Here is a 26,715-nt window from a genome sequence, read left to right as displayed (position 1 = left end):
CAAAAAAACCGACAGTGCATCGCTGTTTCTCATAAGCCGTCTAACAAGGCGAGCAATTTACGTAATGAGAAAGACCCATGCATTTTCAAATACGATATATCATAAGGCTCGTATCATGACTCAACTGATTGTTTTAGGTAGCGTTAACGCTGACCACGTACTGCAAGTTCCTTCTTTCCCTCGTCCGGGTGAAACCTTGATTGGCGGTAACTATCAGGTCATCCCTGGCGGCAAAGGCGCAAACCAAGCGGTAGCTGCAGCGCGATTAAACGCAGATATCGGCTTTATCGCCTGTGTCGGTGACGACCCATTCGGCATCAATATTCGTAAAGGTTTTGCTAAAGATGGCATCAACATCGATGGTGTTATCGTTGCAGACAACACGCCGACAGGCATCGCGATGATCCAAGTATCAGCAACAGGTGAAAACAGCATTTGTCTTTCTGCTGAAGCCAACAACAAGCTGACTTGCGACCAAATTGAACCGCATCTAGAGAAGATTCGTGGCGCTAAATACCTTCTAACTCAACTTGAAACGCCAATTAAAGGCATTGAATACGCAGCAAAAGTAGCAAAAGAGAATGGCACTCAAGTTATTCTAAACCCGGCTCCTGCTCGTCCATTATCGGATTCATTACTTGCTTGTGTTGATGTGATCACACCCAACGAAACTGAAGCTGAAGTGCTGACGGGCATTACCGTGACGGATAGTGCATCCGCTCATCAGGCAGCTTTGGCTTTGCACGCGAAAGGCATCGAGACTGTGATGATCACACTTGGCGCGAAAGGCGTTTGGGTAAGTAAAAACGACAAGGGCGAGCTTATTGCTGGGTTCCGCGTTGAAGCAACGGATACAACCGCTGCTGGTGATACCTTCAACGGCGCATTGGTGACAGGCTTGCTTGAAGATATGCCACTTGAGCGCGCGATTAAGTTTGCTCATGCCGCTGCTGCTATTTCCGTAACTCGCTTTGGTGCTCAAACGTCGATTCCGAGCCGTTCTGAAACCGATGCGTTTTTATCAGAGCAACTATCTGCCTAGCTTGATACCCATTTGAAGGCTTAACTCCTGATCTAAACCTTAGTTAACGGATGTTAGCCTTCAAATTCGGTAACAACAAATAACAAGCATAAGCCCCTGTATTCAGGCAGAATATCGCGCAACGTGGCAAGTTACTCCCACAAGGATTTTTTATGGCAACAATGAAAGACGTCGCTCGGCTAGCAAAGGTTTCTACTTCAACCGTCAGCCATGTGATCAACAAGTCACGTTTTGTCAGTGAAGAGATTGCTGAGCGTGTTAACAGTGCGGCTAAAGAACTCAACTACGCGCCGTCTGCATTGGCTCGCAGCTTGAAAATGAAGCAAACCAAAACCTTGGGTATGCTGGTTACTACCTCTACAAACCCATTCTTTGGCGAAGTAGTAAAAGGTGTTGAACGTCGTTGTTATGAGAAAGGCTACAACCTTATCTTGTGTAACACCGAAGGCGACAGCGACCGTATGAAGTCATCTATCGATACCTTGTTGCAAAAGAGAGTCGATGGCTTGATGTTGATGTGTTCAACCCTTGAAGGGCAGCATATTGACGTATTTGAACGCTACCCAGAACTACCTGTTGTGGTCATGGACTGGGGCCCAATGCTGTTCGCGAGTGATAAGATCCAAGACAACTCGCACCAAGGTGGCTACATGGCGACCAAGCATTTGATAGACAACGGCCACTCTCAGATTGGTTGTATCACCGGCCCACTTCACCGCAATCAAGCCTCTTCTCGTTATCAAGGCTTCAAGCAAGCGATGGAAGAAGCAAAGCTAGAGATCAACCCTAAGTGGATTGTTGAATCCAACTTCGAATGCGACGGCGGTTTTGACTCTTACCAAACACTAAAAACCCGAGGCGTAATGCCGTCAGCAATCTTCGTGAGTAATGACATGATGGCAATGGGTATGATTCACGCTGCCGCACAAGATGGCACGTCGATTCCAAACGATCTTTCGATCATTGGCTACGATGACATCCACTTGTCAAAATACATGACCCCAGCATTGAGCACTATCCACCAGCCAAAACACCGTTTAGGTAAAGCGGCGGTAGATACTCTCTTGAACCGACTCAAAACACCAGATGCGTATCCGCAAGTTGTTGAGTTAGAGCCAACGTTAGTTGAACGAAGCAGCGTCAAAGCGATTTAGGGCTCAGCCCTCCACAGACTAAATCACAAAGGGCAAGGTTATCTAACCTTGCCCTTTTCGATTCTATTGCGTTTACTTGTCTTGTTAACGATTCAACGCAGACGCTATCTGTTGTATTTCATCTAACACATCAACACCATTGTATTGAGGCGCAATAGACAAGTCTTGAATATTAATCGTTTCAACAGACTGATGCTCACTGAGTTGAAGCATTAAGTCTCCCTTCGGTGAATAGGTTCTACTGCCGCCACAATATGTCGCGGTAAAGGCATCAACCACATCTTGCCCGACGCGATTACAGGTCACGATATGACACCCTTCTTCTAACGCTCTTGCTTGTGCAATGGCAAAGCTATGATGACCACCAAAATTCGCAGGATGGAGAATAACGTCTACCGACTGATACGGTCTCATGATCTCCGGGAACCATATATCAAAGCAAATCGCGACACCGAACTTCAAGCCTTTGTATTCAAAAGTAAGAAGTTCATTTCCTCTAGAAAAGTACTCTTTGTCGAATTTCGTTTGACTGACTTTTCTGTATTTATGACGCAAACCTGAACCATCAACCACCACAACGCTATTGTAATACTGACCATTATCTTCCTCAGCGACACCCGCAACGATTAACGTCTGATGTTTCGTGGCAAGCGCAGTTAATGAATCAATGGTCGGGCTGTTATTGAAGTCTTCACACAGTTCATGAATTTCTGCGGCATCGTTAAAGATACATCCAGTAGAGAACAGTTCAGGCAGCAACGTGATATCACCCACTGCCGTCTCAGCTTCCAAAAGCTCAGAGACTCGCGAGATGTTCATTTGTTTATTTTTGTATTCAACTTCAAGCTGGACAAGAGTGACGCTGACACTATTCAAAATCGAATCCTTACTCGGTAACACTTCAAACTTGAGACTAAGAACGACAGGGTAAGATAATCCCCCATCGCTTGCTGACTCGAGCGCCAATGGTTGAAGCAAGCGCACACTCTCATAAGCACTCAGTTCATATACTTCATCAGCTTGGGCTCTGGCAAAACTGGTGGTGTGCTGTCCATGTAGGTTAAGAAGTTTTCCCACACCTCATGCGTTCTTTGTTTAGTCAGCTTAGTTTTGCAAGAAAGCGCCATAAGACCTCGAATTGAACCATCACGCCATTGGGTATACACCGAGTCACAATGTGCCGTCATGTAAGCTTGCCAACTGTCTTGAGCCATCTTGATTGAGCTAACCAACTCCGCATCATAAGCATTGTGTTCAAAGCTCGCTTCAAGGTATTGATCAAGCTCCACTTGTGCAGTATCCAACTCAATCGACGCACAGTGATTGATCTCTATGGTATTCATTGCATTCTCGCAATCGACAACATCATCGGATGCTGATGCAAGCAAAGGTAAACACGTTAATAACACGACCGTTAAAGCCTTTTTCATTATTTATCCCCTAATTCAAAAGCACATATATGCGCCCTATTAATGCCAAGCATTACGAATCTTAACGACATAAAACGCCAATTGTTGATAACTGCGTTTAGGATTATGTCCAAAAACCACAAGAGCATACAACCACAGAACAAGAAGCATGGAAAACAAACCTGACTGGAAACCATCTAGGTACAACTCAGGTAGCAAGTCGACTACCTTTTGATAGTTCACAATTGAAATTGTTGTTTTACTGCTAATCAACTCATACGTTAAGCTTATTGGGCCCACTAAGGCCCAAACTAAAAACCACGACACGCCTGCGACAGGCACTAAACTCAGTAGCGGCTTAAGTTGCTTAATTGGAAAAATGAAATACAAAAGCATAATCAAATATAGAACGGCTAAAAACAAGCTCCATCCGTTAACGCTGACTCCAAAAATCCGATAACGCTCATCGAGATACATGACTAACACTACCGCCCCCAATACGCTAAGCGATAATAATTTGCCCACATACCTCGTTCTAGAAAACCTAATCAATACATAACCAATCACAAGAAGAAAGCACGAAAGCCAAGCTAACACTTCTGGTTTGGTCTCAAAAAGACGAGGTGTTGCGGAATTAGACAAGATAAAGATCGCGTAAGTAGGAGCAATCAACAAGTAGGCGATCAAAACACGCACCAACATCCAAATCATATTTTTTATCATTACGCTCAAATCCACTCACTCGCATTATTTCAAAAATTACAGTTTTCAATTTGATGATAAAAAACCGGCAACAATCCGCTTCATCAAAAAACGCAAAAGTACTGAACAAAAAAACGACACTCTTAACCTTGGAAGCATATCTAACATACTGATTTCTATAGTGCGACCATGCGTTACGCTATTTATATCAATAACTCAGACTTTTGTTCACACTATTTATGCATAAGCTTGCGTTATTATCGCTAAATTTATAAATTAAGTTGCATGCACACACCAATCGGTCACGCTTCTCTTAATATGGATATCAAGTACCACCATTTTGCCAAAACTTCGTTCTTCTTTGCCATTTCTTTCTTTTTTTTCATGGCATTGCTCATTCCTTTGACACCTTCTCATTACCAAACGTTAACCGAAGACACATCAAGGTTAGTAGAAACGAGGTTAGAAGGGATTCAATCAAGGTTCGACCGTTTTTTATCTGAAATTACCCCAGATCAGCCTTGCGACACGATTGTTAGACAACTTCGACAAAACGTTTTTGAAGCTGATTGGGTGAAAGAAGCCGCGGTGTTCGACAAAGAGAACCGATTTTACTGTTCAACCACCGAGGGTGAAGTTTCATTTCGCCTATACAACACCATCAGGCAGCGACTCAATGACGCCCCGAATTTAACGACCTTATCGTATTCAAACTCGGCCATCACTCAAGTTCGATCAATCATGCTGATATTCTCGACTAAGGAAGGCTCAGGAGTGAGCCTGATGATTCCTCCGCACTTCATCTTTGAGCTTGTAGAAGCTAATTTGAATAGCCAGGGCATTAACTCTAAAGTTGAGGTGATCAAAAGAGACATTCACCCTACCGACCTCGGCTCATACAACGCGACAGTACGGATACGGTCAGACATCTACCCATTCACCGTCACTTCATACATTGGTTATCAGTATTATATTAACTTCATGCTGAGTCACTTATGGTTTGGCTTTCTCATGGCCGGAATTACGACCATTATTCGCCTTTCCCTCAAGCATAAAAAACAGAGCCAACGTAGCTTAGAATATTCGCTATCCAGTGCTCTGAAAAACAAACACCTACATGTTCACATGCAACCTATCGTTAACCAAAGCACCAATAAGATCGTAGGCTGTGAGTCACTATTGAGATGGAACGATCCAATTGAAGGTAACGTCTCCCCTGCTATTTTCATTCCATTGGCTGAAAGTTTAGGCTTGATTGAGAAACTGACCTATTTCGTGCTGCATGAAGTGTTAACGACATTGAAAAGTAATCAAGAGGTGTTTGCATCAAAGTACATCAGCGTCAACATCAGCCGAAACGTTGTATCCAACAGTAACTTCACTAATAAAGTGATTAGCATTTTTAAAAGACACCCTGAGATTCTCAAGCAAGTGGTTTTCGAGGTGACAGAAGATGGTGAGTGTTCTGATGCCGATATGGTCAAAATTAAGGACAACTTACAAAAGCTATCTGATCTTGGTGTAAGAATTGCCATAGATGACTTTGGTACTGGCTACGCAGGATTAGACTTTGTAAGGCAATTTCCGTTCAGTATTCTCAAGATTGATCGCGTGTTCGTGAAAAACATATCCGACGAATCCAGTTTTGGTATCCCACTATTAGAATCCATGCTTCAGCTATCACGCACCTTAGGCATGCAAGTCATAGTTGAAGGCGTTGAGTACGAGTCACAACTGAAGATCTTGTCGAAACTAGGCGTCGACTACATCCAAGGCTTCTACTTCTATAAACCTATGCCAATAAGTCTCGCCATTAGCTTGATCAAACAGCAAGATTTTGAATCAGATAACGTTGAGGAACTGTACCTCAACGCTGAAGTGTGATTTGGTTTAGATTGGTATAAAGCACAAACCCAACACCGACATGAAGTCTGTGTTGGGAACAACTTTTAGTTTCCTTAACCCTACTTAGCTCTCATATCTAAAATCGGCATATTTTCACCACCCAACATTGTTGCTGGCAGCTTTCCGTCCCAATTTTGAGCTTCGGTCAGTTTAATAATTAACGGGTTATCCCCAAGAGCTTTGGCCTTTGCATTAATCGCTTCTGCTTCAGCAAAACCTTTTAATTTAATCGCCTTCGCTTCAGCTATAGCGATAAGTTCAATACCATCAGCTTCGGCTTTTGCCGTATTTACGGCTCTTTGAGCTTCTAAGTTTTGTCTAGCCAGTTTATGTTTCTCGGCAGCTGCTAAGTTTTTCTCAGTCTGCTTCGTTTCGATTGAAGTAAGGTATTTTTTTGGTAGGGCTATATTTTCAATCTGTATATTATCTACGCTTACTGGAAACGCGGCCATTTCTTCAATTAAATTGGATTCAATCGCCTGAATAGCACTCGCTCTATCTTGAATTAACTGCTCTGCATCATACTTAGGAATAACATCCTTGGTTGCCGACCTAAATCTAGGGTCAAGAATACGAGCTTCAAATTGCGGAAGACCGCCATACTGTCTAAAAAGATCTAACGCTGCAGATTTATCTACCGTCCAGTTAACGGATACGACGACAGTAACTGGCATCTGCTCCTTTGTACTAGAGGCCATTTTCTCTTCATTCTTGCGTGTTCGAACTTCAATTTCTTCAACGCTGTCGATAAACGGTACTTTGAAGTGTAAGCCTGGGCTTACCTGTGTTTTAGCTTCACTAAAGCGCTTAACAATACCAATGTGCCCCTCATTAACAGTATAAACTGAACTAAAGAGAACAAAAGCAAGAGTAATTCCGGCACCTACCTTTTTAATAGGTAAGTTAAATTTCTTCATTTCTACAGCTTGTTTCATGTTTTTGACCAACCAACTTATTATATGTGTCAATAATCAATATCAATCCTAACGCCCGTAAGAAAGTGAGCCCCACAGAGCTAGCTAAGTACACGGTACTCTTACTGTAACCACCGAGCGTAACCGCCGAGCGTAACGCATCATATTAATCCTTATTTTTTATTACTTGCCTGTTTTATATTCCATCACGAGTCTTACTATTCCATCTAGTTCCTCGCGTTCGTTTGACGAATATAACCCAGACTCTACAACACCAACGTCATCGTTATTGAAAACACCGACACGTAACTCATATTTTTTGGTTAAAAGGTATCCAACGATGCCAATTATGGAAAACACACCAATACCAGCAAGTGGACGATAAAGGAAAATAGGTAAACTAAACACAACCGCAATAAAGAACGACCTTGTGATTTTACTTTTAATGTCATGCTCTTTAACGTAGATATTTTCTAACGTATTAAGCTTAAGAGGCTTTGGGCTCTTCCTTGTTACAATCGAATCAGACTCAAGCCAAATATTCTTTTTGCCACTTCCCATTATTCCTCCATAAAACCAACCGACTTAAAATACGATAAACCTATCTTTAACAACACCTTACCAGTCAATACTTGCTAGGTAAATGGTTAATGCGATTGATTCCTATTAACACATGCGATATCGATTCATAATTTGATGGTGACTTTAACCTAGCCGAAAGGCATCGATAATAAAGAGAATGGCATTTTAGGAATCAGAGGAGATGTGACGACGAAAGAAACAAGAAAATGGTTAAAAGATTAATAAGATTGTTATCGCGAAACTCTGATGGACACACCAACCCAATCAGCGCCCTCACGTTTGTTACTAGTAGAATTCCATTTTTCAATGAAGTCCCAATTAGTATTTCCATTCTCTATATCAGTATCAAGCCATTCACCACTACTATTATTTATAACGTAGTGTAGTGAGCCATTAACTGATAGTACAGATATTAAAATGGTTTCATTAAGCGTAGATTCTTGCTCGTCAAGAATACGAATAGGAACCTTAAGATCTTTAATTAACTCAAATTCGATAGGAAATTCTTCATTGAGGTCAATCAAGATTTGATTGTTTTCTATAATAACCTCACTATTTAAACCAACTTTTTCAATCACATAGAGCATTGCACCTAAGGAGTTATATCCAGAGTGTTCAATATAATCAGGGGTTTTCCCTGTAGTGATAATTCCAGTGATACTATAAAGTTCTGAAGCGAGATCTAATAAGCTATGATTGTGATCTAAAGTCACAACATCACCATTAAACTTTTTACCCAGCTTATTGAATTTATGGAGTTCAATTGGCGACTCTAAGGGTAACAGCTCCAATGCATGAAAACATGCGACAAGACAATATGGACCACACACCAAACTTCCTTCTGGTTATCTTATTCTTGGAAATGAATTCATCGATATATCCTTACACTCTACGTCACACATAATGAATGACATGGATTCCCCCCTCCCGAGGTTCTGCCCCCTTATGTGATACTTAATTGCATCGGAGGCACCATGTCTGATTATTCTTATTTCTGTGGTATCGACCTAGCTAAAAACCACTTCAGTCTTCATGCCGTAGACCAAAATGGTAAGGTCATACGTCATAAGTCGGTAACTCGCTCTAAACTACTGACTACAATAGCAAATATGTCACTCATGCGTATAGGGGCGAGCGCAAGTACGCACTGTGTTAATATATGGCAATGATTTCAGCCATGCAATGTAACCCGGTATTCAAAGCGACTTATGCTCGACTTTTAGCTGCCGGAAAGCCAAAGAAAGTAGCAATAATCGCGTGTGTTCGAAAGATGGTTGTGATCCTTAACTCTATGCTGAGAGATGGCGCCATGTGGGATGAAAATACAGCCAAAAACTAATCATTGACGCCATAGTCGTTTGTTAGAATTTTATTTTAATAATCTACTCTATCCTTCGCTGGCTTTTTTTCTGAACCTGAAAGATAAATAGAACCATGAAAAGTAAAGATATCTTTCCTTTGATCTTTAACTGATTCTTTAATCAATGCTAATAAATTATCCGATTTGTTAAGCATTCCTTCGATAACATTATGATTAATTGGAGACTTCGTACTAAGCTTTTTATGAAGATTATTTAATCTATCTAGTGCATTAGGGTGAGTTTCTGAAATAGAAACTTTTTTTAAAGGTAAAATACAACTACACTTCTCTAAAAAGTGGAGGTATATTAAGGTCGAAAATGCTCCATGTGCAATATTTCCAAATTCTTTTTTGTTATGAATAATATTTTTCAAAGAGTAATAATCCGCTTCGCACTCTAAATTATGATTATACATTGCAATTTCAGTAGGGCTCTTTCCACTTTTTTCGCGATATGAATAATTGATTGTTTCAGCTTCTTTTAAATGCCCACACAGATAGTGACTATATTCGTGACCAAAAGTAAATTGCATTTGCCAGCTTACAAGGTTTTTTAACATCTTTTCTGCTTTAGCAGGAAGTACTCCCCGGGGATCAATATCAAAATCAAATGTTTCTGCACCAGTCATAATACGAATAGCAATGGTTAAAGCATTTCTGACGATAATCAAATTTAAACCAAACTGTTCACCATAGAAAGCAATTGACATAAAGTAATAAAATTTCTCTAAGCTTTCAGAGACTAATACGACATCTCCGACTATAGAACGTATGCATAAGGCATTTACGTCTGGAATATAAGCTAGACCAGAGGGAATATGTTTTACTTTATTTCGATTATCTTTAGTTAATAGAGAAATATATGACTTATGAAAATTATTTTTTAAATGGTAATAATTGCTTAACGACCAAACTCTGCCATTCCTTTCATAATGCTCTCGTCTACTAGCCATTACCCTAATTACTCGAGGATAGTCTGCAACGGCCTCTGCTCTTAGCCTTAACAGATATTCAGAAGGGCCTTTAATATCTCGAAGCTGAAATATCTCTTTTTTTGAGCAAAACTCAAGATAGAATGTTTCACCTTCGAGAAGACCTTCTAAATCTTTTTCTGTAAATAGATTTCTAAGATGGAATTCATCACCAAACCTCTCTCCCAAGATACAGCCCGTAAACTTTTCTTCGGGAAATAATTCTTGTGGTGGGAAATTATGCTCATCTATAGGAAAAATTATGCCTTGATAAGCTTTTCGTGCTCCAGGTATAGAAGCTAATAGCTTATTAATCTTTGCGTGCGATAAACTCAAAACGATCCTTTATGCTTGTCAAATTCTAACGAATGACATGGATTCGCCCCTCCCGAGGTTCTGCCACACTTATGTGATACTTAATTGCATCGGAGGCACCATGTCTGATTATTCTTATTTCTGCGGAATCGACCTAGCTAAAAACCACTTTAGTCCTCATGCCGTAGACCAAAATGGTAAGGTCATACTTCATAAGTCGGCAACTCGCTCTAAACTACTGACTAAAATAGAAAATATGCCACTGATGCGTAGATCCACATGATGACACAATCTTATCTTGGCCTCGTTCGCCTTAATAAAACCCCAAAGCGATGTGCCCTTCAAATGTAATTGTACAATTTACTTAATAAAGAGGCTTCGGGCTTGTTCAACACTCGGAATTTAGTGTTGTCTGCGCAACACCTTAATCCTTATTTGTTATGCCTTTCTTCCAAGTTCAGAATTTTGACCCAACTTACTGCTAAAAACGAACATACAACTAACTAAAATACCGATCTCGAAAAGCCGACATAGAAAAGATGCTGTCTTAAACACCAGACCAGATTCCATCCAAGGCATCACTATTTCGATTAGCACAGCGGCTAAAACCAAAGTATACCCAATGCGTTGATGCCATTTACCTAACACTGGAGAAAAATGGTGGAAAGCTAACAAATAGAGCACCGAAAATAAAGGCATTATAAACCAGGTGAAATACTCAAGAATTTCAATCAACGAGCTACCACCTTCGCCCAAAACCGTCATTAGAATCGGAATAATAAAATTGAGTAGCATGTAAAGAAACGGATATATAAGAATACCCAAGGCAAGATACCGAACTGATTTTTTAACTCTTATTTCCACTTGTACCGCCTTCTCAAGTTGGAGTAACGCATAACGCTTAAGTATTTATCCGCTGTCGTAGCACAATAGATAAATACCTGTTGGACTTGGCCGCTTCTATCTATGAAATTTGCTTTAAAGCGTACCTACGTTCGATTTTTATAGCTAGCAGAGGAAAACTGCAAGCCGTTCACCTTCCACTTCTAGCTACCAATTTGTCTACAGAGACTATACCCGTTGCATAATTTTTTTAAAAGCGAACAATGCCCCTCTCTCGCCATAACACAGCGATAGTTTTATGCATTATAATCAAGCAACTAGGTCACTCTGTATCCCCCTACTTTGCCATAGCACTCAAAAACTCGGCTTCGAACTCTTCATCGGCTTCTCGAGTTAGGCACTCCACCAGCCAATCGATGCTTTGACGGTCAAGCTTACTGTTCACCACAAAGGCTTGCTTTACGCCAGACTGACCCAGCTTCGCGGAGCCGTAGTTCTTGAATGATTTGTTGCCGTGGTAATGGAGTGATTTGATCGCCTCCGCGTTGGGTTCTGGTAAGGCATCGAGTGTGTTGGCCAGTTGAATCACCAGCTCCATTGGGTTCTTAGATGATGAGATGCGATACAGAAAACCACCCTCTACTCTTTGACGTACCCAGTAATCAAAACCGCTGCAATCCATCACCTTGTCGCTGACTAAGGCTGCTTCGCTGCGATAACCACACGGCTCTACTACAACTGGTGTGTGCTTGAATTCTGGTTGGCCTGATGCGGCATCGGTATGAGGCAAGATCAAGTCACATGGTTTGCTGTCTTTGGCGGTCGGTGCATTCCAATGGATAGGCATGAAGACTTGTTCACGGCGCATCTCTTTGGTCACTACTAAGCGGGCTTGGCACTCCCCTTGTGCACTGCGCACTTTCACAACTGGATTAATAGTGGCGTGGTTGAAGGCATCTAGCCCAAACTCGTCTAAACCAAGCTCTGCTACCGTATCTGGGTGCATGGCGACAAACGGTTCTGGGGTGTGCTCACCTAAACCTGCGGCCAAGCCTGTGCGGCTCATGGTGTGCCATTGGTCTCGGATTCGCCCTGTGTTCATGATAAGTGGGAATTCAAGGCTGGTGTCGGCAATGGGTTTGTCGTGTTCGACTGCAATAAACTGCGCTTTGCCAGATTCAGTAAAGAACTCGCCATCGGTGAACATGCGCTGCTCAATGATCTCTGGTTGATATTTTAGCACTGGCCATTGCTGTGGAGTGAGTTCACCATAGCCTTTCTCATCCAGTTGCGTGAGTCCAATTAAGCATAAGTCACGCGCTTTGCCTGTTTCATTGCCGAGCGCTGTCATCTCACAATACTCTTTGAAGATCTCGCCTTCGTGGCGGTAATCAAACTGCTCTTTGAATCCCATTTTTTGTGCGACTTCTTTTAATATCCACCAATCAGGTTTGGCTTCCCCTGGGCTTGGTAATATACGGCGTTGGCGTGAGATTCGACGCTCAGAATTAGTCACGGTGCCCGACTTTTCGCTCCACCCTTGCGCGGGCAGCACCACATCGGCCAAGCGAGTAGTTTCAGTATCGGCAATGCAGTCCGACACCACCACAAATGGGCACTTCTCTAATGTCGCTTTAATTTTTTCGCTATCTGGTAAACTCACGACTGGGTTGGTTGCCATGATCCACACCGCTTTGATTTTTCCTTCATTCATAGCATCAAACAGGTCGATCGCTTTTAAACCCGCATGTGTGGCTAAGCTGTCGGTTTGCCAGAATTCGCTCACCGTTTGGTGTGATCGCGGATCACCAAATTCAAAGTGCGCCGCTAACGTATTGGCTAAACCGCCCACCTCACGCCCGCCCATGGCGTTCGGCTGACCCGTTACAGAGAATGGCCCCATACCCGGATTACCTATTTTCCCGGTGGCTAAATGGCAGTTAATAATGGCATTCACCTTGTCACACCCTTGTGTCGATTGGTTCACGCCTTGGGAGTAAATGGTCAGCACCTTCTCGTTCGATGCAAACAAACTGTAGAACTGTTTTAACTGCTGCTCTGTTAACCCTGTGAGCTCAGGAACACTTTTGTCGCACTTACTTGATTCGGTATAGCCTGATTCGGTATAACGATATTGAGTCGCAGATCGAATTGATTCAGTAAAGCCTTGAGTGTGGTTTTCTATGTAGTCTGCATCTAGCTTGTCGTTATCGTCGAGATAGCCCAATAAGCCGTTAAACAGCGCCACGTCTGAGCCAGATTCCAATGCCAAGTGAATGTCTGCGATTTCACAGGTGTCGGTATAACGCGGGTCGATGACGATGACTTTCAATGCAGGGTTGGCTTGTTTCGCGGCTCTTAGCCTTTGGAAAAGTACCGGATGACACCATGCTAGGTTGGAGCCTGTAATCACAACCAGATCGGCTTGCTCGAGATCTTCGTAACAGACAGGTACGGTGTCTGCGCCAAATGCTCGCTTATGCCCAACCACGGTTGAAGCCATGCACAGCCTAGAATTACTGTCGATGTTGCCACTGCCGATGAAGCCTTTCATCAGTTTATTGGCAACGTAATAGTCTTCGGTAAGCAGCTGACCAGACACATAGAACGCAACCGAATCGGCCCCAAATTCTTCAATCGTTTGATTGAATTTGTCTGCAACCAACTGAGTAGCACTATTCCAATCCAGCTCTTGTTTTTGCTCATTCTGAATATGAGCAGGCTGTGTTAGGCGTCCTAAAGGCGTCACAGTATCACCGAGCGCAATCCCTTTAGTACATAGCTTTCCATAGTTTGATGGATGATCTTTATCACCACGCACTTCTAGTTTTCCTAACGATGTCGGTCTCGCTTCTATTCCACACCCTACACCACAATAAGCACAGGTTGATTTTATCCAGCCGCTGTTTGAATCGGTCATCCGTTTCTCGCTCAATTATCCACAATTGTAATAACTCAAACCAAGCAAATAACACGCCACTTAATACCAGTCGACAAAAATGAAATATTTCACATTAAAAACAATAACTTAATAAATAACAAAATATCAATACTGAATAGAACTCAAATTAACCAAGATAGAAACTTAATTTTTGCACCATCTTGCGGAAAGTTGCACCACAAACGCTCATTTATATAAATCTAACAAAAATTTCACATACCACTTTAGGGGTAATTACGTGCCACCTGCAATCCTTAAATACCTGAAATATATAGATTAAATTTTATTTGAATGAACAAATCGCAATCTGGCACCCTCCTTGCTCCACTAAAAACCAAGACTTAGAAAAAACATTTTTGTTTTTCTTGATGATTATGAATTGAGTGGAATCTCAACCCGGTATTCCTCTGCTAACGACTAGAAATTAGATGCTAGTGATGGTGACGCCGAGAATAAGGAATGGATTATGAGCAAGAAGAAAATCGTCGTTGTGGGTAACGGCATGGTTGGACACAAATTTATCGACAATATCCTGCAATCAGACAGTGATGAGTTTGATGTGGTTACTTTTAGTGAAGAGCCAAGGTTGGCCTACGACCGAGTTCAGCTGACTGCTTACTTCAAGCGCGGAAATGCTGATGACTTGGCATTAACCAGCGAAGAATATTACCAAAACAATGGCGTCAATTACCTTCTCAACGAGAAAGTCGCTCAACTAGATACCGAAAATAAGTGCGTTGTGACTGAATCGGGACATACCGAGAGTTACGACACCTTGATTCTGGCGACCGGTTCATTCCCTTTTGTTCCCCCTATTCCCGGTAACGACCAAGAACACTGCCACGTTTATCGCACCATCGAAGATTTAGACGCTATTGCACTCTCAAGTAAAGGCAGTAAATCTGGCGTGGTGATTGGTGGTGGCCTACTTGGCTTAGAAGCCGCAAACGCAGTCAAAAACCTTGGCTTGGAAACCCATGTAGTGGAGTTCGCGCCTCGCCTGATGGCCGTACAGTTAGATGACGGTGGCGGTGCGCTTTTACGCAGAAAGATTGAAGACCTTGGCGTGCAAGTTCACACCGAGAAGGCAACCTCAGAAATAGTCGCAGGTGAGAACGCTCGCTACAGAATGAACTTCGCAGATGGGACCCATCTTGAAACCGATATGATCGTGTTTTCTGCGGGTATTCGCCCTCAAGATGCCCTTGCTCGCAGCTCTGATATCGCCATTGGTGAACGTGGCGGCATCGTGATTAACGATCACTGCCAAACCAACATCGACAACGTGTATGCGATTGGTGAATGTGCGCTTTGGGACAACAAGATCTTCGGCTTAGTGGCACCCGGTTATTCGATGGCGAAAGTCGCGGCTTCGCATATTGTCTCCGGCGGTGCGGACGATGCTACATTTACTGGCGCTGACATGAGTACCAAACTCAAGCTATTGGGTGTAGACGTAGCAAGTATCGGTGAAGTACACGGCCAAACCGAAGGCGCTCAATCGTATACCTATAACGATGAAATCGAACAGGTTTATAAGCGCCTGATCATATCGGCTGATGGCAAGAAAATTGTCGGTGCGGTATTGGTGGGTGACGCCGAAGCTTACGGTTCGCTGCTGCAAATCAAACAAAATGACATGCCTCTTCCTGAAAACCCATCGGTGCTGATTCTACCTAACGTCGCGGATGATTCAGGCTCTGCCATGGGTGTTGAAGCTCTGCCTGATAGCGCAGTGATTTGTTCGTGTTTCGATGTGACCAAAGGCGACATTAAAGACGCCGTTTCAGCTGGCTGCACCACGATGGCTGCATTAAAAGAGACCACCAACGCTTCGACAGGTTGTGGCGGTTGTTCAGCTCTTGCTAAACAGGTTCTCGATAGCGAGCTAAGTAACCTAGGTGTGGAAGTCTCTAACGATATTTGTGAGCACTTTGCGTATTCTCGCCAAGAACTCACCGACATCATCCGCGTCAACAAAATTAAGACCTTCGATGAGCTATTGGATTCTCATGGAAACGGATTGGGCTGTACCGTGTGTAAACCGGCTGTCGGTTCGATTCTGGCTTCCTACTGGAACGATTACATCCTTGAAGATCAACATATCGAACTGCAAGACACCAACGACATCTACCTCGGTAACATGCAAAAAGACGGCACTTACTCGGTGGTTCCGCGTATTGCAGGCGGTGAAATCACTCCAGATAAATTGATCGTGCTTGGCAAAGTCGCTAAAGAGTTCGACCTTTATACCAAGATCACCGGTGGTCAGCGTGTCGATTTGTTTGGCGCCCAACTTAATGAACTGCCAATCATCTGGAAAAAACTAATCGATGCTGGTTTTGAAACAGGCCATGCCTACGGTAAATCGGTACGTACCGTGAAATCGTGTGTGGGTAGCACTTGGTGTCGATACGGTGTCGACGACAGTGTTGGCTTAGCGATTCGACTAGAGAACCGCTACAAAGGCTTACGCTCACCACACAAGATCAAGTTTGCGGTTTCTGGCTGTACTCGTGAATGTGCAGAAGCCCAATCAAAAGACTTTGGCATTATCGCCACCGACAAAGGTTGGAACCTCTATATCTGTGGTAACGGCGGTATGCGCCCTCGCCATGGTGACCTTTTCGCTACCGACCTTGATGAAACCACCCTGCTGCAATACATCGACCGCATTCTGATGTTCTATACACGTACCGCGGATCGCCTACAGCGTACATCGGTATGGATGGAAAACCTTGAAGGCGGCATTGAATACCTCAAGCAAGTCGTGATTGAAGACAAGCTCAACGTTGCTGAAGAACTTGAAGCCGATATCGCCCTTAACATCGAAAAATACCAGTGTGAATGGAAAACCACCATCGAAAACCCTGAAAAAATGAAGCGTTTCCAGCACTACATCAACAGCGAAGAAATGGACACTAGCCTGTCATTCATCAAAGAACGAGAGCAGCGTTTTCCTAAGCCGAGCTTGAGCTCTTCTTCAGATTCACAACGAGATGAAATGCTAACCAAGGCTGACCAAATCGAAGTCACGGAAGTTTCGTAAGACGAATTGACCGTCTGTGAATCAGTAACAACTAAACCCAATATCGATAATCGACAGTGGCGCAGCCCAAGAAAACTGCTGTCGGCTATCACCCTAATTAAATTGATTATTAGTTTTATGTTTTGACTAGGAGAAAGTCATGGAAAATTGGACAACCGTATGCAACACCCGGGACTTAACCCCAAACGGTGGTATTTGCGCCAAAGTAGACGATAACCAAGTGGCTATTTTTTACTGTAAGCGCAGTGACACGCTTTATGGACTCTCTAATTACGATCCTGTTGGCAAGGCGAATGTGATGTCACGTGGTATCATTGGTTCATTAAGCGGTGAGCCTTACGTAGCCTCACCCTTATACAAGCAGCATTACCACTTAGAAACTGGCGCGTGCCTTGAACAACCCGATCTCAAGCTCGTGAAATTTGAAGTTCGCAAGCAAGGAGAACAGGTTCAGGTTCTCGCACCGCTTGCTATCGCCAGTTAACTAATCGCCGACATCATCATGTAAACGCTTTATAGGCGTGAGCAATTTCGGCACAGGGTTTAGCCACATTAATGCGTTCGAATTTCGGAAGTAACGCACGAGCTAAAGCCGGGTAATTTTCCAGATTTAAAGGATTTAAACCATGGATAACACAAAATTTTCGCTGCTTTCATTTACGGGTAAGATGAAAACCTTACACCTAAGTTGGATGGCCTTTTTTATCACCTTTGTTGTGTGGTTCAACTTTGCCCCACTACTGCAAATGGTAAAAACGTCGCTTGGTCTTTCCACTGAAGAGATCAAAACACTGCTGATCCTCAACGTTGCATTGACCATTCCGGCGCGTGTCGCCATTGGTATGTTAACCGACCGATACGGCCCAAGATTGGTCTACTCTTCGCTACTCGCGGTCTGTTCTATCCCTTGTTTCATGTTTGCTATGGCAGACTCTTTCATTCAAGCGGCCATCGCTCGTTTCCTACTGGGCTTCATTGGTGCAGGTTTCGTTGTCGGTATTCGTCTTGTATCTGAATGGTTTCCACACAACGAACTGGGTACTGCAGAAGGTATTTACGGCGGCTGGGGTAACTTTGGTTCAGCAGCAGCAGCGTTCACGCTTCCAACTCTCGCTCTAGCGTTTGGTGGTGAAGACGGCTGGCGTTATGCGGTCGGTATTACTGGCGTAATGAGCTTAGCGTTCTCGTTTATCTTCTACAAAAACGTGTCAGATACACCAAAAGGTTCGACTTACTTCAAGCCTGCTCAAGTAACAGCAATGGAAGTGACATCAAAGGGTGACTTTTTCTTCCTACTTATTATGAAGATCCCAATGTATGCCGCTTTAGCGCTACTGACTTGGAAGCTATCACCAAGCAACATCAACATGTTGTCTGACATGGCGGTTTACTCTGTGTATGCAGGTTTAGCAGCACTTTACGTGTACGAAGTGTCGCAAGTTTGGAAAGTAAACAAGAACGTATTTAAAGAAGAAGTGCCAGAGATTCACCAGTACAAATTCAAGCAAGTTGCGGTACTGAACGTATTGTACTTCGCGACATTTGGTTCTGAACTGGCTGTGGTTTCTATGCTGCCACTGTTCTTCTCTGAAACCTTTGAATTAACACCGGTTCTTGCAGGTATGGTTGCATCGGCTTATGCCTTTATGAACCTAATGTCTCGCCCAGGTGGTGGTTGGATTTCAGATAAATTCGGTCGTAAGCCAACACTGCTTATTCTAACGATTGGTCTTGCTGTGGGTTACTTTGCAATGGGTCAAGTAGACAGCACATGGCCTGTATGGCTAGCGGTTGTCGCGGCGATGGCGTGTTCATTCTTCGTGCAAGCGGGTGAAGGTGCAGTATTTGCAACGGTTCCTCTAATCAAGCGCCGTATGACAGGTCAAATTGCAGGTATGACGGGTGCTTACGGTAACGTGGGTGCGGTAGTTTACCTAACTGTGTTGTCATTCGTGAGCTACCAAACATTCTTCTTAGTGATTGCTGCAACAGCGGTACTAGGCTTTGTGACTCTACTGTTCATGGAAGAGCCTAACGGTCAAATCGCTGAAGTAAACGACGACGGCAGTGTCACGCTGATTAATGTTTCAAGCTAGGGTCTGTACTAAGAAGCATTGATATTATTGAATCGGGAGAGGCACCTTAGCGGATACATCAACGCTAGGTGCTTCGTTCAAAGGCTCTACGTTCACTAGAGCTTTTGTTCTTCCTAGGATGTTCTGTCAAGGAAGCGGGAAGAAGAACAGTTAAAAGAAGACCAGTTATGACAATTTCATTCAGCCAAGGGCAAGTCGTCACGCCAGAATCCAATAACCAACTGACTTTGAAGTTTGGCGGCTATTCGAATAAAGGCATACGTGATGAAAACCAAGACGCCATCATTGTAAAGCACCCCAAAACTCGTACTGAGCAAGAGCTAAAAGGCAGTGTTGCTTGTATAGCAGACGGGGCAAGTTGCAGTGAACACGGCCAGAAAGCCAGTCACACCAGCGTGATGCAGTTTATCGACGACTATTACGCCACTCCAAATAGCTGGAGCATTCAACGTTCGGCACAAAAGGTCTTAACCTCACTCAATTCTTGGCTCTTCAACACGTCTGTTTCTAATATTCATCCCGCGCAACAAGTGAACCACAATGCCCTCGTTTCGACGTTCAGCAGCGTGATATTAAAATCGAACACCGCACATATATTCCACGTTGGCGACAGTCGCATTTACTTACTCAGAGATGGAGAATTACGCCAACTGACCCGCGACCACACCCGTAAAAATATGGGGCAGAAGCATTACTTAACACGCGCCTTGGGCATGGATAACCAACTCAACGTTGACTATCAAACCCTGCCCATTAAGAAAAACGACTGCTTTATCCTGACATCTGATGGCGTGCACGAGTTTGTCTCTCCCAATACCTTCAAGGAACACATCGACAAACCCGGAGCAGATTTCGAATACGCAGCGCAAACCATCTGTAATACCGCTTTAAGCCACAATAGCTCGGATAACGTCAGCTGCTTGATTGTGCAAGTCAGCCATCTGCCTAAACCTTCGCTGATTGAATTCCATGAGAAACTGGCTAAACGTGCCATCCCACCCGCCTTAAAGCTCGGGCAAAGTATCGACAACTTCATGGTGCTTGAGGTGTTGTATGCAGGCTCTAGAAGCCATGTGTATCGTGTGATGCAGAAAGAGACACAGACCGAGTTCGTGCTGAAAGTCCCTTCCGTTCAATATCACGATAGCCCTTCGCAACTCAGAGCTTTCTTTAATGAACAATGGGCGGGGATCTTGTTAAAAAACAAGAGAGTAATGAAGGTTTACCCGACGCCAGAGTACTCGCAATTCTTATACCAAATCTGCGAATTGGTAGAAGGCATCACGCTAAGACAATGGATGTACGACAACCCAAAACCATCACTCAATGAAGTGCGCGACATACTAGAAAAGATCACACAAGGCATTCGAGTATTACAACGTGCAGACATGGTGCACCGAGACTTAAAGCCCGAGAACATCATGATTCAACGTGATGGTGAGGTGAAAATCATCGACCTTGGTGCGGTATTAGTGAGAGGCCTTGAAGAGGGAGAGCTCACTGACAAGGACGACACACCATTAGGCGCGGTCAATTACATTGCACCCGAGACCATCAAGCACAACACGGCCACCACCAGCTCGGATCTTTTCTCTATCGCTGTGATCGGCTATGAGATGCTAACGGGCGAACTGCCCTACTCTGAAATGAGCGCGCAATCGCTTAAGCAATCTCGTCATCATCAGTGGGAATACCAACCCATCACTCAGAAACGAGCTGACTTACCAAGCTGGGTGGATTTGGTGTTACAAAAAGCCTGCGCAGAATCGCCGAGCGAACGTCATCAAGTGTTGGGGGATTTTGTGGCAGACCTTTACACACCAAACCAAAGCTTGGTGAAAAGCAAAGCCAAGCAACCTTTGATAAACCGAAACCCAATCCAGTTTTGGAAGGTGTTGGCTTTGTTGCTCGGCATTGTCGCTATTGTAGAGTTGGGCTTATTGCTTGGTTCTAACTAACTGTTAAACGGAAACTAACCGTATTTAGCCTCGTTTCACTAAGCTTCTTGGCACGAGTTCAATACCCGCTTGGTAACGCTTAGCCGATGCATTTAGCGCCAAAGCAAAAGCGCTGTCGGCAATTACTTCAAACTGCTGCGGCAGTGAATGGACTTTAAAAGGCAAGAAGTCGAGCAGTCGGTTATCACCAAAGGTTGCCAGTTTTACTTGATTGATCAGCTCTGGCTTTTCAACCATCACATCCAACACGCCCTCTAACAAAGTGTAAGACATAGTCACAATCGCATCAGGAACTGTGCCTTTAGCTATCCACTCTTCAAAAACCTCTCGTCCAGATTCCCTATCAAAGTGCTCACCATAACCCACAACCATCGGCTTGTTTTCTGCTAGCCCTGTTTGTTGAGTATGTGCTTTATTTGCCGCTTCAAAACCTAGGTGACGTTCACGTGAGATATTTAGATCAGGAAGTGCACCTATCAAACCAACACTATGAATGTTGTCATCGAGAATCGAATGGGTCAATTCAAACGCGGCTTCGAAATCTTCACTGAGTACGCAAGCAAAGTGCTCATCATCTAACGGACGGTCAATTGCGATCACAGGCGTTCCTGAGTTTTGCAACTTTAAGTAGAACTCGTTGGCGTCTGGCATTGAGCTCGCAACCAGCAAGGCATCAATACGACGACTTACCAAAGCTTCAGCCACTTTTCGTTCTGTTTCAGCATCATCATCAGAACAACCAATCAATATCTGGTAGCCCACTTTGCGTGAATTCTGCTCTATCAATTTAGCTAAACGCGCGTAACTGCTGTTTTCCAGATCCGGAATGATCAAACCAAATGAACGGCTATTACCAGCGCGCAACGACGAAGCGGCGTGGTCTGGGCGGTAATTATATTCTTCTACAACCGCCATGACTTTCTGTTGAGTCTTTTCACTGATTCTGTATTTCTGCGCCTTGCCGTTGATGACATAACTGGCTGTGGTTTTCGATACTCCAGCCAACTTAGCGATTTCATCAAGTGTCATATGAGTGACCTGTATTTTGTGCGTAGGATCATATAACCAATGATCTGATCCTCGGATTAGTTGAATTATATGCTGAATCGATTCAGTATAAAAGCTGAAAGGATTCAGCAAAATCTGAAAAGTGACTTCAATCATCCTTTTGAATGGATTGAGCGTCATTTGTTGTGATTCGACTTCTCGTTATTAACGAAACTGAAATTACGACACGCAGCAAAACTATTTTGAAAACCAAAATCGGCTTTGCTGAATTTTTTTACACTGAATGCTGAACCGATTCAGCTCAGATAAAACAAAGAGCAAAGCAAAGAGTAAAGTTCACTAATTCTTGCTCTAGTTGGAATCGTAGCGACACACAAATTCTCAAGCGATACGCTAAAGAGGCACCATGCTTAAATTATCAAAATCTGACATCACTCTAGGCCAAACTGCCGAAGACAAATTCAAAGCAATCCAGAACATTGCCGGCGACCTAACCGCGAAAGGTTTAGTGGACTCTGGTTACGTTGAAGGAATGCTGAACCGTGAAAACCAGAACTCTACGTTCCTAGGCAACGGCATCGCGATTCCTCACGGAACCACTGACACTCGTGGCCTAGTGAAAGAGACAGGCGTTGCGGTACACCACTTCCCTGAAGGTATTGATTGGGCAGACGGCAACCGTGTTTACGTAGCAATTGGTATTGCTGCTAAATCTGACGAGCACTTAGGCATCCTTAAGCAACTAACGAAAGTGCTAGCGGCAGACGGTGTTGAAGAGAAATTAAAGCAAGCAAAATCAGAAGACGAAATTATCGCCCTACTTAATGGCGAAGTTCAGCTAGAAGCAGACCTAGACGCTTCTTTAGTTCAGCTGCTGTTCCCTGCAAGCGACATGATTCAAATGTCGGCAGTTGCGGGCGGCCTACTTAAGAACACAGGTTGCACAGACAATGCATTCGTTGCTGACTTAGTAACAAAAACACCGACTCATCTAGGCCAAGGCTTGTGGTTGTTGGGCAGCGATAAAGGCGTAACTCGCACTGGCGTATCTTTCGTTTCAACAGCCAACGATTGCGAATACGAAGGCACACCAGTTAAAGCATTGGTGGCATTTGCTGCTTGTAACAGCGCTCACCAATCTATTCTGGCAAACCTAAGCAAGATGGTTTTCGAAGGTAAGCAGCAACAACTGTTAACCGCTGACGCAGCACAAGTGATCGGCCTTCTAAAAGGTGAAGCGGTTTCTACAGCTTCTCAAGACGATGACAACTGCGCGGTATTCAAAATCAAAAATGCACACGGCCTACACGCTCGTCCGGGCGCAATGCTAGTCGCTGAAGCGAAGAAGTTCGAATCAACTATCCGCGTATCAAACCTAGATGGCGATGGAAAAGAAGTGAACGCGAAGAGCTTGATGAAAGTAATCGCGCTTGGCGTTAAACACGGCCATCAGCTTCAGTTTGTTGCTGAAGGTGAAGATGCAGCTCAAGCACTTGAGTCTATTGGCAAAGCTATCGCTTCTGGCCTTGGCGAAGGTTAAGGAATCGATATGTCTGATAAACAAATCAAAGCCGTTACCGTAACCCTAAACCCTGCTCTAGATCTGACAGGTAGCATCGATGTGCTAAACGTAGGTTCGGTTAGCTTGGTGAACAAAAGCTCACTGCATGCAGCGGGTAAAGGCGTAAACGTAGCAAAAGTACTTTCAGAGCTTGGCGCTAAAGTCACCGTAACAGGTTTCCTTGGTCGCAATAACGAAGAACCGTTCTGCCAACTGTTCGAACAGATGGGCGCAACTGACCGCTTTATTCGTGTCGACGGCGCAACTCGCATCAACGTGAAGTTAGTAGAAGAAAGTGGTCAAGTTAGCGACATCAACTTCCCTGGCGTAGCGGTAACACCGATTGCCATCGAGCAGTTTGAGCGCACTCTATTCGGGTTAGCTGAAGACCACGAATATTTCGTGATTGCAGGCAGCTTACCTCAGGGCATTTCACCTATGTTATGCGCATCGTGGATTCAGAAACTTCACGATATGGGCAAGAAAGTGTTGTTCGACAGCAGCCGTGATGCACTTAAAGCGGGACTCGATGCACAACCATGGCTGATCAAGCCAAACGATGAAGAGCTATCTCAGTTATTCAACGCCGAACTAACTACACGCGACCAATGCCAACACGCAGGCCAAGCCCTAAGTGAAAAAGGCATCGATAACATCGTTGTGTCACTTGGTGCTGAAGGTGTGATGTGGCTTAACCAAGGTGAGTGGTTACACGCTCAACCACCGCGCATGCAAGTAGTAAGCACGGTAGGTGCAGGTGACACCTTAGTTGCAGGCCTATGTTGGGGTCACATGCAACAGATGCCAAAACCAGAACTTATTCAATTCGCAACCGCCCTATCTGCTCTAGCAGTTTCACAGGTAGGCGTGGGTGTAACCAGCCAACAAGAGCTGGATTCAGTACGACAAAATATCCAATTACAGGCGCTTAGTGCTCCAACTAGTCAGTTAGACACAAGTAAATAGGACAAAGGGATTATTATGAATATTACCATCATCACAGCTTGCCCAAGTGGCGTAGCAAACAGCATCATCGCAGCAGGCTTGTTAGAGCAAGCTTCAAAAACACTGGGTTGGAACGCCGCTATTGAATGTCAATCTAGCGTATTACCTAACTCTCCAGTATCACAAGACACGATCGACAGCAGCGACGTTGTCGTTATTGCTACCAACACAAACGTTGATAAAGCGCGCTTTGTTGGCAAAAAAGTGTACCAAGCAGCTATCTCTGAATGCACAGCAGATGCAAAAGCATTTCTAGAGAAAGCGGTAGCAGAAGCAACGGTATTAGACGCTTCTCAAGTTGAAAAAGCAGTTACCGTTACTAGTACTTCAACAAACTCTTCTACAACAGTAAGCACAGGCAGCAAGAAGATCGTAGCGATTACCGCTTGCCCAACGGGTGTTGCACATACCTTTATGGCAGCTGAAGCGCTGGAAGCAGAAGGCAAACGCCTAGGTCACCAGATCAAAGTGGAAACTCGCGGCTCTGTAGGTGCGAAAAACCAACTGACAGACCAAGAAATCGCAGACGCTGATCTTGTTATCATCGCTGCCGACATCGACGTTCCTCTTGATCGTTTCAACGGCAAAGCGCTATACAAAACCACAACAGGTCCTGCTTTGAAGAAAACAAAGCAAGAGATGGAAAAAGCATTCGCTGAAGCTAAGCCATACCAGCACACAGCGTCTTCAAATTCAGCGCCTGCTGATGAGAAGAAAGGTGTGTACAAGCACCTAATGACAGGTGTATCTCACATGCTTCCTGTGGTTGTTGCGGGTGGTTTGATCATCGCACTGTCTTTCGTATTCGGTATCGAAGCGTTCAAAGAAGAAGGCACATTAGCAGCAGCATTGATGACTATCGGTGGTGGTTCTGCATTCGCACTGATGATTCCTGTTCTTGCTGGTTTCATTGCATTCTCTATTGCTGACCGTCCGGGTCTGGCTCCAGGTCTAATTGGCGGTATGTTGGCTAGCTCAACAGGCGCAGGTTTCCTAGGTGGTATCGCAGCGGGTTTCATTGCGGGTTACGCAGCAAAATTCATTGCCGACAAGGTTCAACTTCCACAATCCATGGAAGCCCTCAAACCAATTCTGATCATTCCGTTTATCGCGAGTTTGTTCACTGGTTTGGTCATGATTTACATCGTTGGTGGTCCAGTTTCAGGCGTGATGAGCGCAATGACAGACTTCCTAAACAACATGGGAACGTCTAATGCGATTCTTCTGGGTGTGATTCTAGGTGCAATGATGTGTTTCGACCTTGGTGGCCCTGTAAACAAAGCGGCTTACACGTTCGGTGTTGGTCTATTGGCTTCACAAACTTACGCACCAATGGCAGCAATCATGGCTGCAGGTATGGTTCCGGCTCTAGGTATGGGCCTTGCAACTTTCCTAGTGAAAGACAAGTTTGAAGCAGGCGAGCGCGAAGCAGGTAAAGCATCATTCGTTCTTGGACTATGTTTCATCTCTGAAGGTGCAATCCCATTCGCAGCGAAAGACCCAATGCGTGTTATCCCAGCATGTATGGCAGGTGGCGCACTAACGGGCGCTCTATCAATGATGTTTGGTGCACAACTAATGGCTCCACACGGCGGCTTGTTCGTACTGCTAATTCCTGGCGCTATCTCTCCAGTTCTTATGTATCTAGTGGCGATTGCAGCAGGTACAGCAGTAACAGGTTTTGGTTACGCAGCTCTTAAAAAGATGAGCGATTCTAAAGTGACTGCAGAGGCTTAATCCCCCTACTCTGTTTAGCGGTTAAGGCTGACGAACAGAGGCTCTTGATAAAACAGTTCCTTTGTAAAGCAAAAGGCTCCTCATTTGAGGAGTAATGCCGTTCACTTAAGAGTGAACGGCATTTTTGTTCTTAGCATACCGTTGTGGTCTGGGTTTAACTGTT

The 26,715-nt window shown here is 44.2% G+C and carries 20 protein-coding genes and 3 pseudogenes; 13 read left to right on the top strand and 10 right to left on the bottom strand.

Translation table 11 applies throughout. The features are described from left to right. Positions 1 to 115 precede the first annotated feature (115 nt). Positions 116 to 1,042, top strand: coding sequence for a ribokinase (gene rbsK, locus ACED53_RS04640; protein WP_102579838.1), 927 nt, complete (start codon positions 116 to 118; stop codon positions 1,040 to 1,042). A gap of 152 nt (positions 1,043 to 1,194) precedes the next feature. After that, complete coding sequence (locus tag ACED53_RS04635) at positions 1,195 to 2,196, top strand: substrate-binding domain-containing protein (protein WP_017099333.1); 1,002 nt, start codon at positions 1,195 to 1,197, stop codon at positions 2,194 to 2,196. Positions 2,197 to 2,280: 84 nt separating this feature from the next. On the opposite strand, the gene ACED53_RS04630 is transcribed toward ACED53_RS04635, so the two are convergent. From ACED53_RS04630 to ACED53_RS04620, 3 genes are all read right to left on the bottom strand, one after another. Then, the gene (locus tag ACED53_RS04630) at positions 2,281 to 3,072 is read right to left on the bottom strand and encodes a carbon-nitrogen hydrolase family protein (RefSeq protein ID WP_029225296.1); all 792 of its coding nucleotides are present in this window, start codon (positions 3,070 to 3,072) and stop codon (positions 2,281 to 2,283) included. A gap of 122 nt (positions 3,073 to 3,194) precedes the next feature. Then, positions 3,195 to 3,626 carry a lysozyme inhibitor LprI family protein gene (locus ACED53_RS04625; protein WP_009844901.1) on the bottom strand — a complete coding sequence of 144 codons (432 nt, stop codon included), beginning with the start codon at positions 3,624 to 3,626 and terminating at the stop codon, positions 3,195 to 3,197. Between the two features lie 39 nt (positions 3,627 to 3,665). Continuing rightward, positions 3,666 to 4,328 (bottom strand): hypothetical protein, encoded by a 663-nt coding sequence (locus ACED53_RS04620; RefSeq protein ID WP_198927418.1) that lies wholly within the window; start codon positions 4,326 to 4,328, stop codon positions 3,666 to 3,668. A 297-nt stretch (positions 4,329 to 4,625) separates the two neighbouring features. Here ACED53_RS04620 and ACED53_RS04615 point away from each other — a divergent pair, with 297 nt between their 5' ends. Then, entirely contained in the window at positions 4,626 to 6,191 is a 1,566-nt protein-coding gene (locus ACED53_RS04615; RefSeq protein WP_029225294.1) for a cyclic diguanylate phosphodiesterase, read from the top strand. Positions 6,192 to 6,271: 80 nt separating this feature from the next. On the opposite strand, the gene ACED53_RS04610 is transcribed toward ACED53_RS04615, so the two are convergent. From ACED53_RS04610 to ACED53_RS04600, 3 genes are all read right to left on the bottom strand, one after another. Next, positions 6,272 to 7,147, bottom strand: a complete 876-nt coding sequence (locus ACED53_RS04610; RefSeq protein ID WP_017099329.1) for a prohibitin family protein — start codon at positions 7,145 to 7,147, stop codon at positions 6,272 to 6,274. 162 nt (positions 7,148 to 7,309) lie between these two features. Further along, on the bottom strand, positions 7,310 to 7,687 hold the full coding sequence (locus ACED53_RS04605) for a hypothetical protein (RefSeq protein ID WP_017099328.1): 378 nt from the start codon (positions 7,685 to 7,687) through the stop codon (positions 7,310 to 7,312). 251 nt (positions 7,688 to 7,938) lie between these two features. Next, positions 7,939 to 8,421 carry a hypothetical protein gene (locus tag ACED53_RS04600; protein WP_242441545.1) on the bottom strand — a complete coding sequence of 161 codons (483 nt, stop codon included), beginning with the start codon at positions 8,419 to 8,421 and terminating at the stop codon, positions 7,939 to 7,941. A gap of 261 nt (positions 8,422 to 8,682) precedes the next feature. Between ACED53_RS04600 and ACED53_RS04595 the strand changes: the two are divergent. Both ACED53_RS04595 and ACED53_RS04590 read left to right on the top strand, forming a co-directional pair. Continuing rightward, positions 8,683 to 8,847 (top strand): annotated as a pseudogene (locus tag ACED53_RS04595) (IS110 family transposase); the annotation flags it as partial. Continuing rightward, positions 8,837 to 9,047 (top strand): annotated as a pseudogene (locus ACED53_RS04590) (IS110 family transposase); the annotation flags it as partial. The pseudogenes ACED53_RS04595 and ACED53_RS04590, both read left to right, overlap by 11 nt. A 35-nt stretch (positions 9,048 to 9,082) precedes the next feature. Here the strand turns inward: ACED53_RS04590 and ACED53_RS04585 are convergent. Beyond that, entirely contained in the window at positions 9,083 to 10,375 is a 1,293-nt protein-coding gene (locus ACED53_RS04585; RefSeq protein ID WP_017102018.1) for a hypothetical protein, read from the bottom strand. A gap of 100 nt (positions 10,376 to 10,475) precedes the next feature. Between ACED53_RS04585 and ACED53_RS04580 the strand changes: the two are divergent. Continuing rightward, a pseudogene (locus tag ACED53_RS04580) lies at positions 10,476 to 10,625 on the top strand (IS110 family transposase); the annotation flags it as partial. A gap of 167 nt (positions 10,626 to 10,792) precedes the next feature. Here the strand turns inward: ACED53_RS04580 and ACED53_RS04575 are convergent. Both ACED53_RS04575 and ACED53_RS04570 read right to left on the bottom strand, forming a co-directional pair. Continuing rightward, positions 10,793 to 11,218 (bottom strand): hypothetical protein, encoded by a 426-nt coding sequence (locus ACED53_RS04575; RefSeq protein WP_012600813.1) that lies wholly within the window; start codon positions 11,216 to 11,218, stop codon positions 10,793 to 10,795. Positions 11,219 to 11,534: 316 nt separating this feature from the next. After that, positions 11,535 to 14,132: a molybdopterin oxidoreductase family protein gene (locus tag ACED53_RS04570; protein WP_017102034.1), complete on the bottom strand. Its 2,598-nt coding sequence runs from the start codon at positions 14,130 to 14,132 to the stop codon at positions 11,535 to 11,537. 472 nt (positions 14,133 to 14,604) lie between these two features. On the opposite strand from ACED53_RS04570, the gene nirB reads away from it, so the two are divergent. The 4 genes from nirB (at position 14,605) to ACED53_RS04550 (ending at position 21,241) form a co-directional block, all read left to right on the top strand. Then, positions 14,605 to 17,187 carry a nitrite reductase large subunit NirB gene (nirB, locus tag ACED53_RS04565; protein ID WP_017102035.1) on the top strand — a complete coding sequence of 861 codons (2,583 nt, stop codon included), beginning with the start codon at positions 14,605 to 14,607 and terminating at the stop codon, positions 17,185 to 17,187. 139 nt (positions 17,188 to 17,326) lie between these two features. Next, positions 17,327 to 17,671 carry a nitrite reductase small subunit NirD gene (gene nirD, locus ACED53_RS04560; protein ID WP_004730303.1) on the top strand — a complete coding sequence of 115 codons (345 nt, stop codon included), beginning with the start codon at positions 17,327 to 17,329 and terminating at the stop codon, positions 17,669 to 17,671. A gap of 142 nt (positions 17,672 to 17,813) precedes the next feature. Then, positions 17,814 to 19,283, top strand: coding sequence for a NarK family nitrate/nitrite MFS transporter (locus ACED53_RS04555; protein WP_017102036.1), 1,470 nt, complete (start codon positions 17,814 to 17,816; stop codon positions 19,281 to 19,283). A 167-nt stretch (positions 19,284 to 19,450) separates the two neighbouring features. Continuing rightward, positions 19,451 to 21,241, top strand: a complete 1,791-nt coding sequence (locus ACED53_RS04550) for a bifunctional protein-serine/threonine kinase/phosphatase (protein ID WP_029225619.1) — start codon at positions 19,451 to 19,453, stop codon at positions 21,239 to 21,241. Between the two features lie 24 nt (positions 21,242 to 21,265). On the opposite strand, the gene cra is transcribed toward ACED53_RS04550, so the two are convergent. Beyond that, entirely contained in the window at positions 21,266 to 22,270 is a 1,005-nt protein-coding gene (gene cra / locus ACED53_RS04545; RefSeq protein ID WP_032499489.1) for a catabolite repressor/activator, read from the bottom strand. Positions 22,271 to 22,655: 385 nt separating this feature from the next. On the opposite strand from cra, the gene fruB reads away from it, so the two are divergent. From fruB to fruA, 3 genes are read left to right on the top strand one after another with little or no spacing between them, the layout of a single operon-like run. Beyond that, the gene (gene fruB, locus ACED53_RS04540; RefSeq protein ID WP_017102038.1) at positions 22,656 to 23,789 is read left to right on the top strand and encodes a fused PTS fructose transporter subunit IIA/HPr protein; all 1,134 of its coding nucleotides are present in this window, start codon (positions 22,656 to 22,658) and stop codon (positions 23,787 to 23,789) included. A gap of 9 nt (positions 23,790 to 23,798) precedes the next feature. Continuing rightward, entirely contained in the window at positions 23,799 to 24,776 is a 978-nt protein-coding gene (pfkB, locus tag ACED53_RS04535; RefSeq protein WP_017096324.1) for a 1-phosphofructokinase, read from the top strand. Positions 24,777 to 24,791: 15 nt separating this feature from the next. Then, positions 24,792 to 26,552 carry a PTS fructose transporter subunit IIBC gene (gene fruA / locus ACED53_RS04530; protein WP_017102039.1) on the top strand — a complete coding sequence of 587 codons (1,761 nt, stop codon included), beginning with the start codon at positions 24,792 to 24,794 and terminating at the stop codon, positions 26,550 to 26,552. Positions 26,553 to 26,715: the final 163 nt, after the last annotated feature.

The organism is Vibrio sp. 1F169, from assembly GCF_041439605.1.
GTDB lineage: Bacteria > Pseudomonadota > Gammaproteobacteria > Enterobacterales > Vibrionaceae > Vibrio > Vibrio tasmaniensis_A.
Note: the sequence above shows the minus strand (reverse complement) of the source record. Positions and strands in the feature narration are given on the sequence as shown.

Excerpts from the sequence above, each read along its gene's own strand:
- rbsK (WP_102579838.1), top strand. The coding sequence starts at position 116 with ATGACTCAACTGATTGTTTTAGGTAGCGTTAACGCTGACCACGTACTG.
- ACED53_RS04635 (WP_017099333.1), top strand. The coding sequence starts at position 1,195 with ATGGCAACAATGAAAGACGTCGCTCGGCTAGCAAAGGTTTCTACTTCA.
- ACED53_RS04625 (WP_009844901.1), bottom strand. The coding sequence starts at position 3,626 with ATGAAAAAGGCTTTAACGGTCGTGTTATTAACGTGTTTACCTTTGCTT.
- ACED53_RS04620 (WP_198927418.1), bottom strand. The coding sequence starts at position 4,328 with ATGATAAAAAATATGATTTGGATGTTGGTGCGTGTTTTGATCGCCTAC.
- ACED53_RS04615 (WP_029225294.1), top strand. The coding sequence starts at position 4,626 with ATGGATATCAAGTACCACCATTTTGCCAAAACTTCGTTCTTCTTTGCC.
- ACED53_RS04610 (WP_017099329.1), bottom strand. The coding sequence starts at position 7,147 with ATGAAACAAGCTGTAGAAATGAAGAAATTTAACTTACCTATTAAAAAG.
- ACED53_RS04605 (WP_017099328.1), bottom strand. The coding sequence starts at position 7,687 with ATGGGAAGTGGCAAAAAGAATATTTGGCTTGAGTCTGATTCGATTGTA.
- nirB (WP_017102035.1), top strand. The coding sequence starts at position 14,605 with ATGAGCAAGAAGAAAATCGTCGTTGTGGGTAACGGCATGGTTGGACAC.
- nirD (WP_004730303.1), top strand. The coding sequence starts at position 17,327 with ATGGAAAATTGGACAACCGTATGCAACACCCGGGACTTAACCCCAAAC.
- ACED53_RS04555 (WP_017102036.1), top strand. The coding sequence starts at position 17,814 with ATGGATAACACAAAATTTTCGCTGCTTTCATTTACGGGTAAGATGAAA.
- ACED53_RS04550 (WP_029225619.1), top strand. The coding sequence starts at position 19,451 with ATGACAATTTCATTCAGCCAAGGGCAAGTCGTCACGCCAGAATCCAAT.
- cra (WP_032499489.1), bottom strand. The coding sequence starts at position 22,270 with ATGACACTTGATGAAATCGCTAAGTTGGCTGGAGTATCGAAAACCACA.
- fruB (WP_017102038.1), top strand. The coding sequence starts at position 22,656 with ATGCTTAAATTATCAAAATCTGACATCACTCTAGGCCAAACTGCCGAA.
- pfkB (WP_017096324.1), top strand. The coding sequence starts at position 23,799 with ATGTCTGATAAACAAATCAAAGCCGTTACCGTAACCCTAAACCCTGCT.
- fruA (WP_017102039.1), top strand. The coding sequence starts at position 24,792 with ATGAATATTACCATCATCACAGCTTGCCCAAGTGGCGTAGCAAACAGC.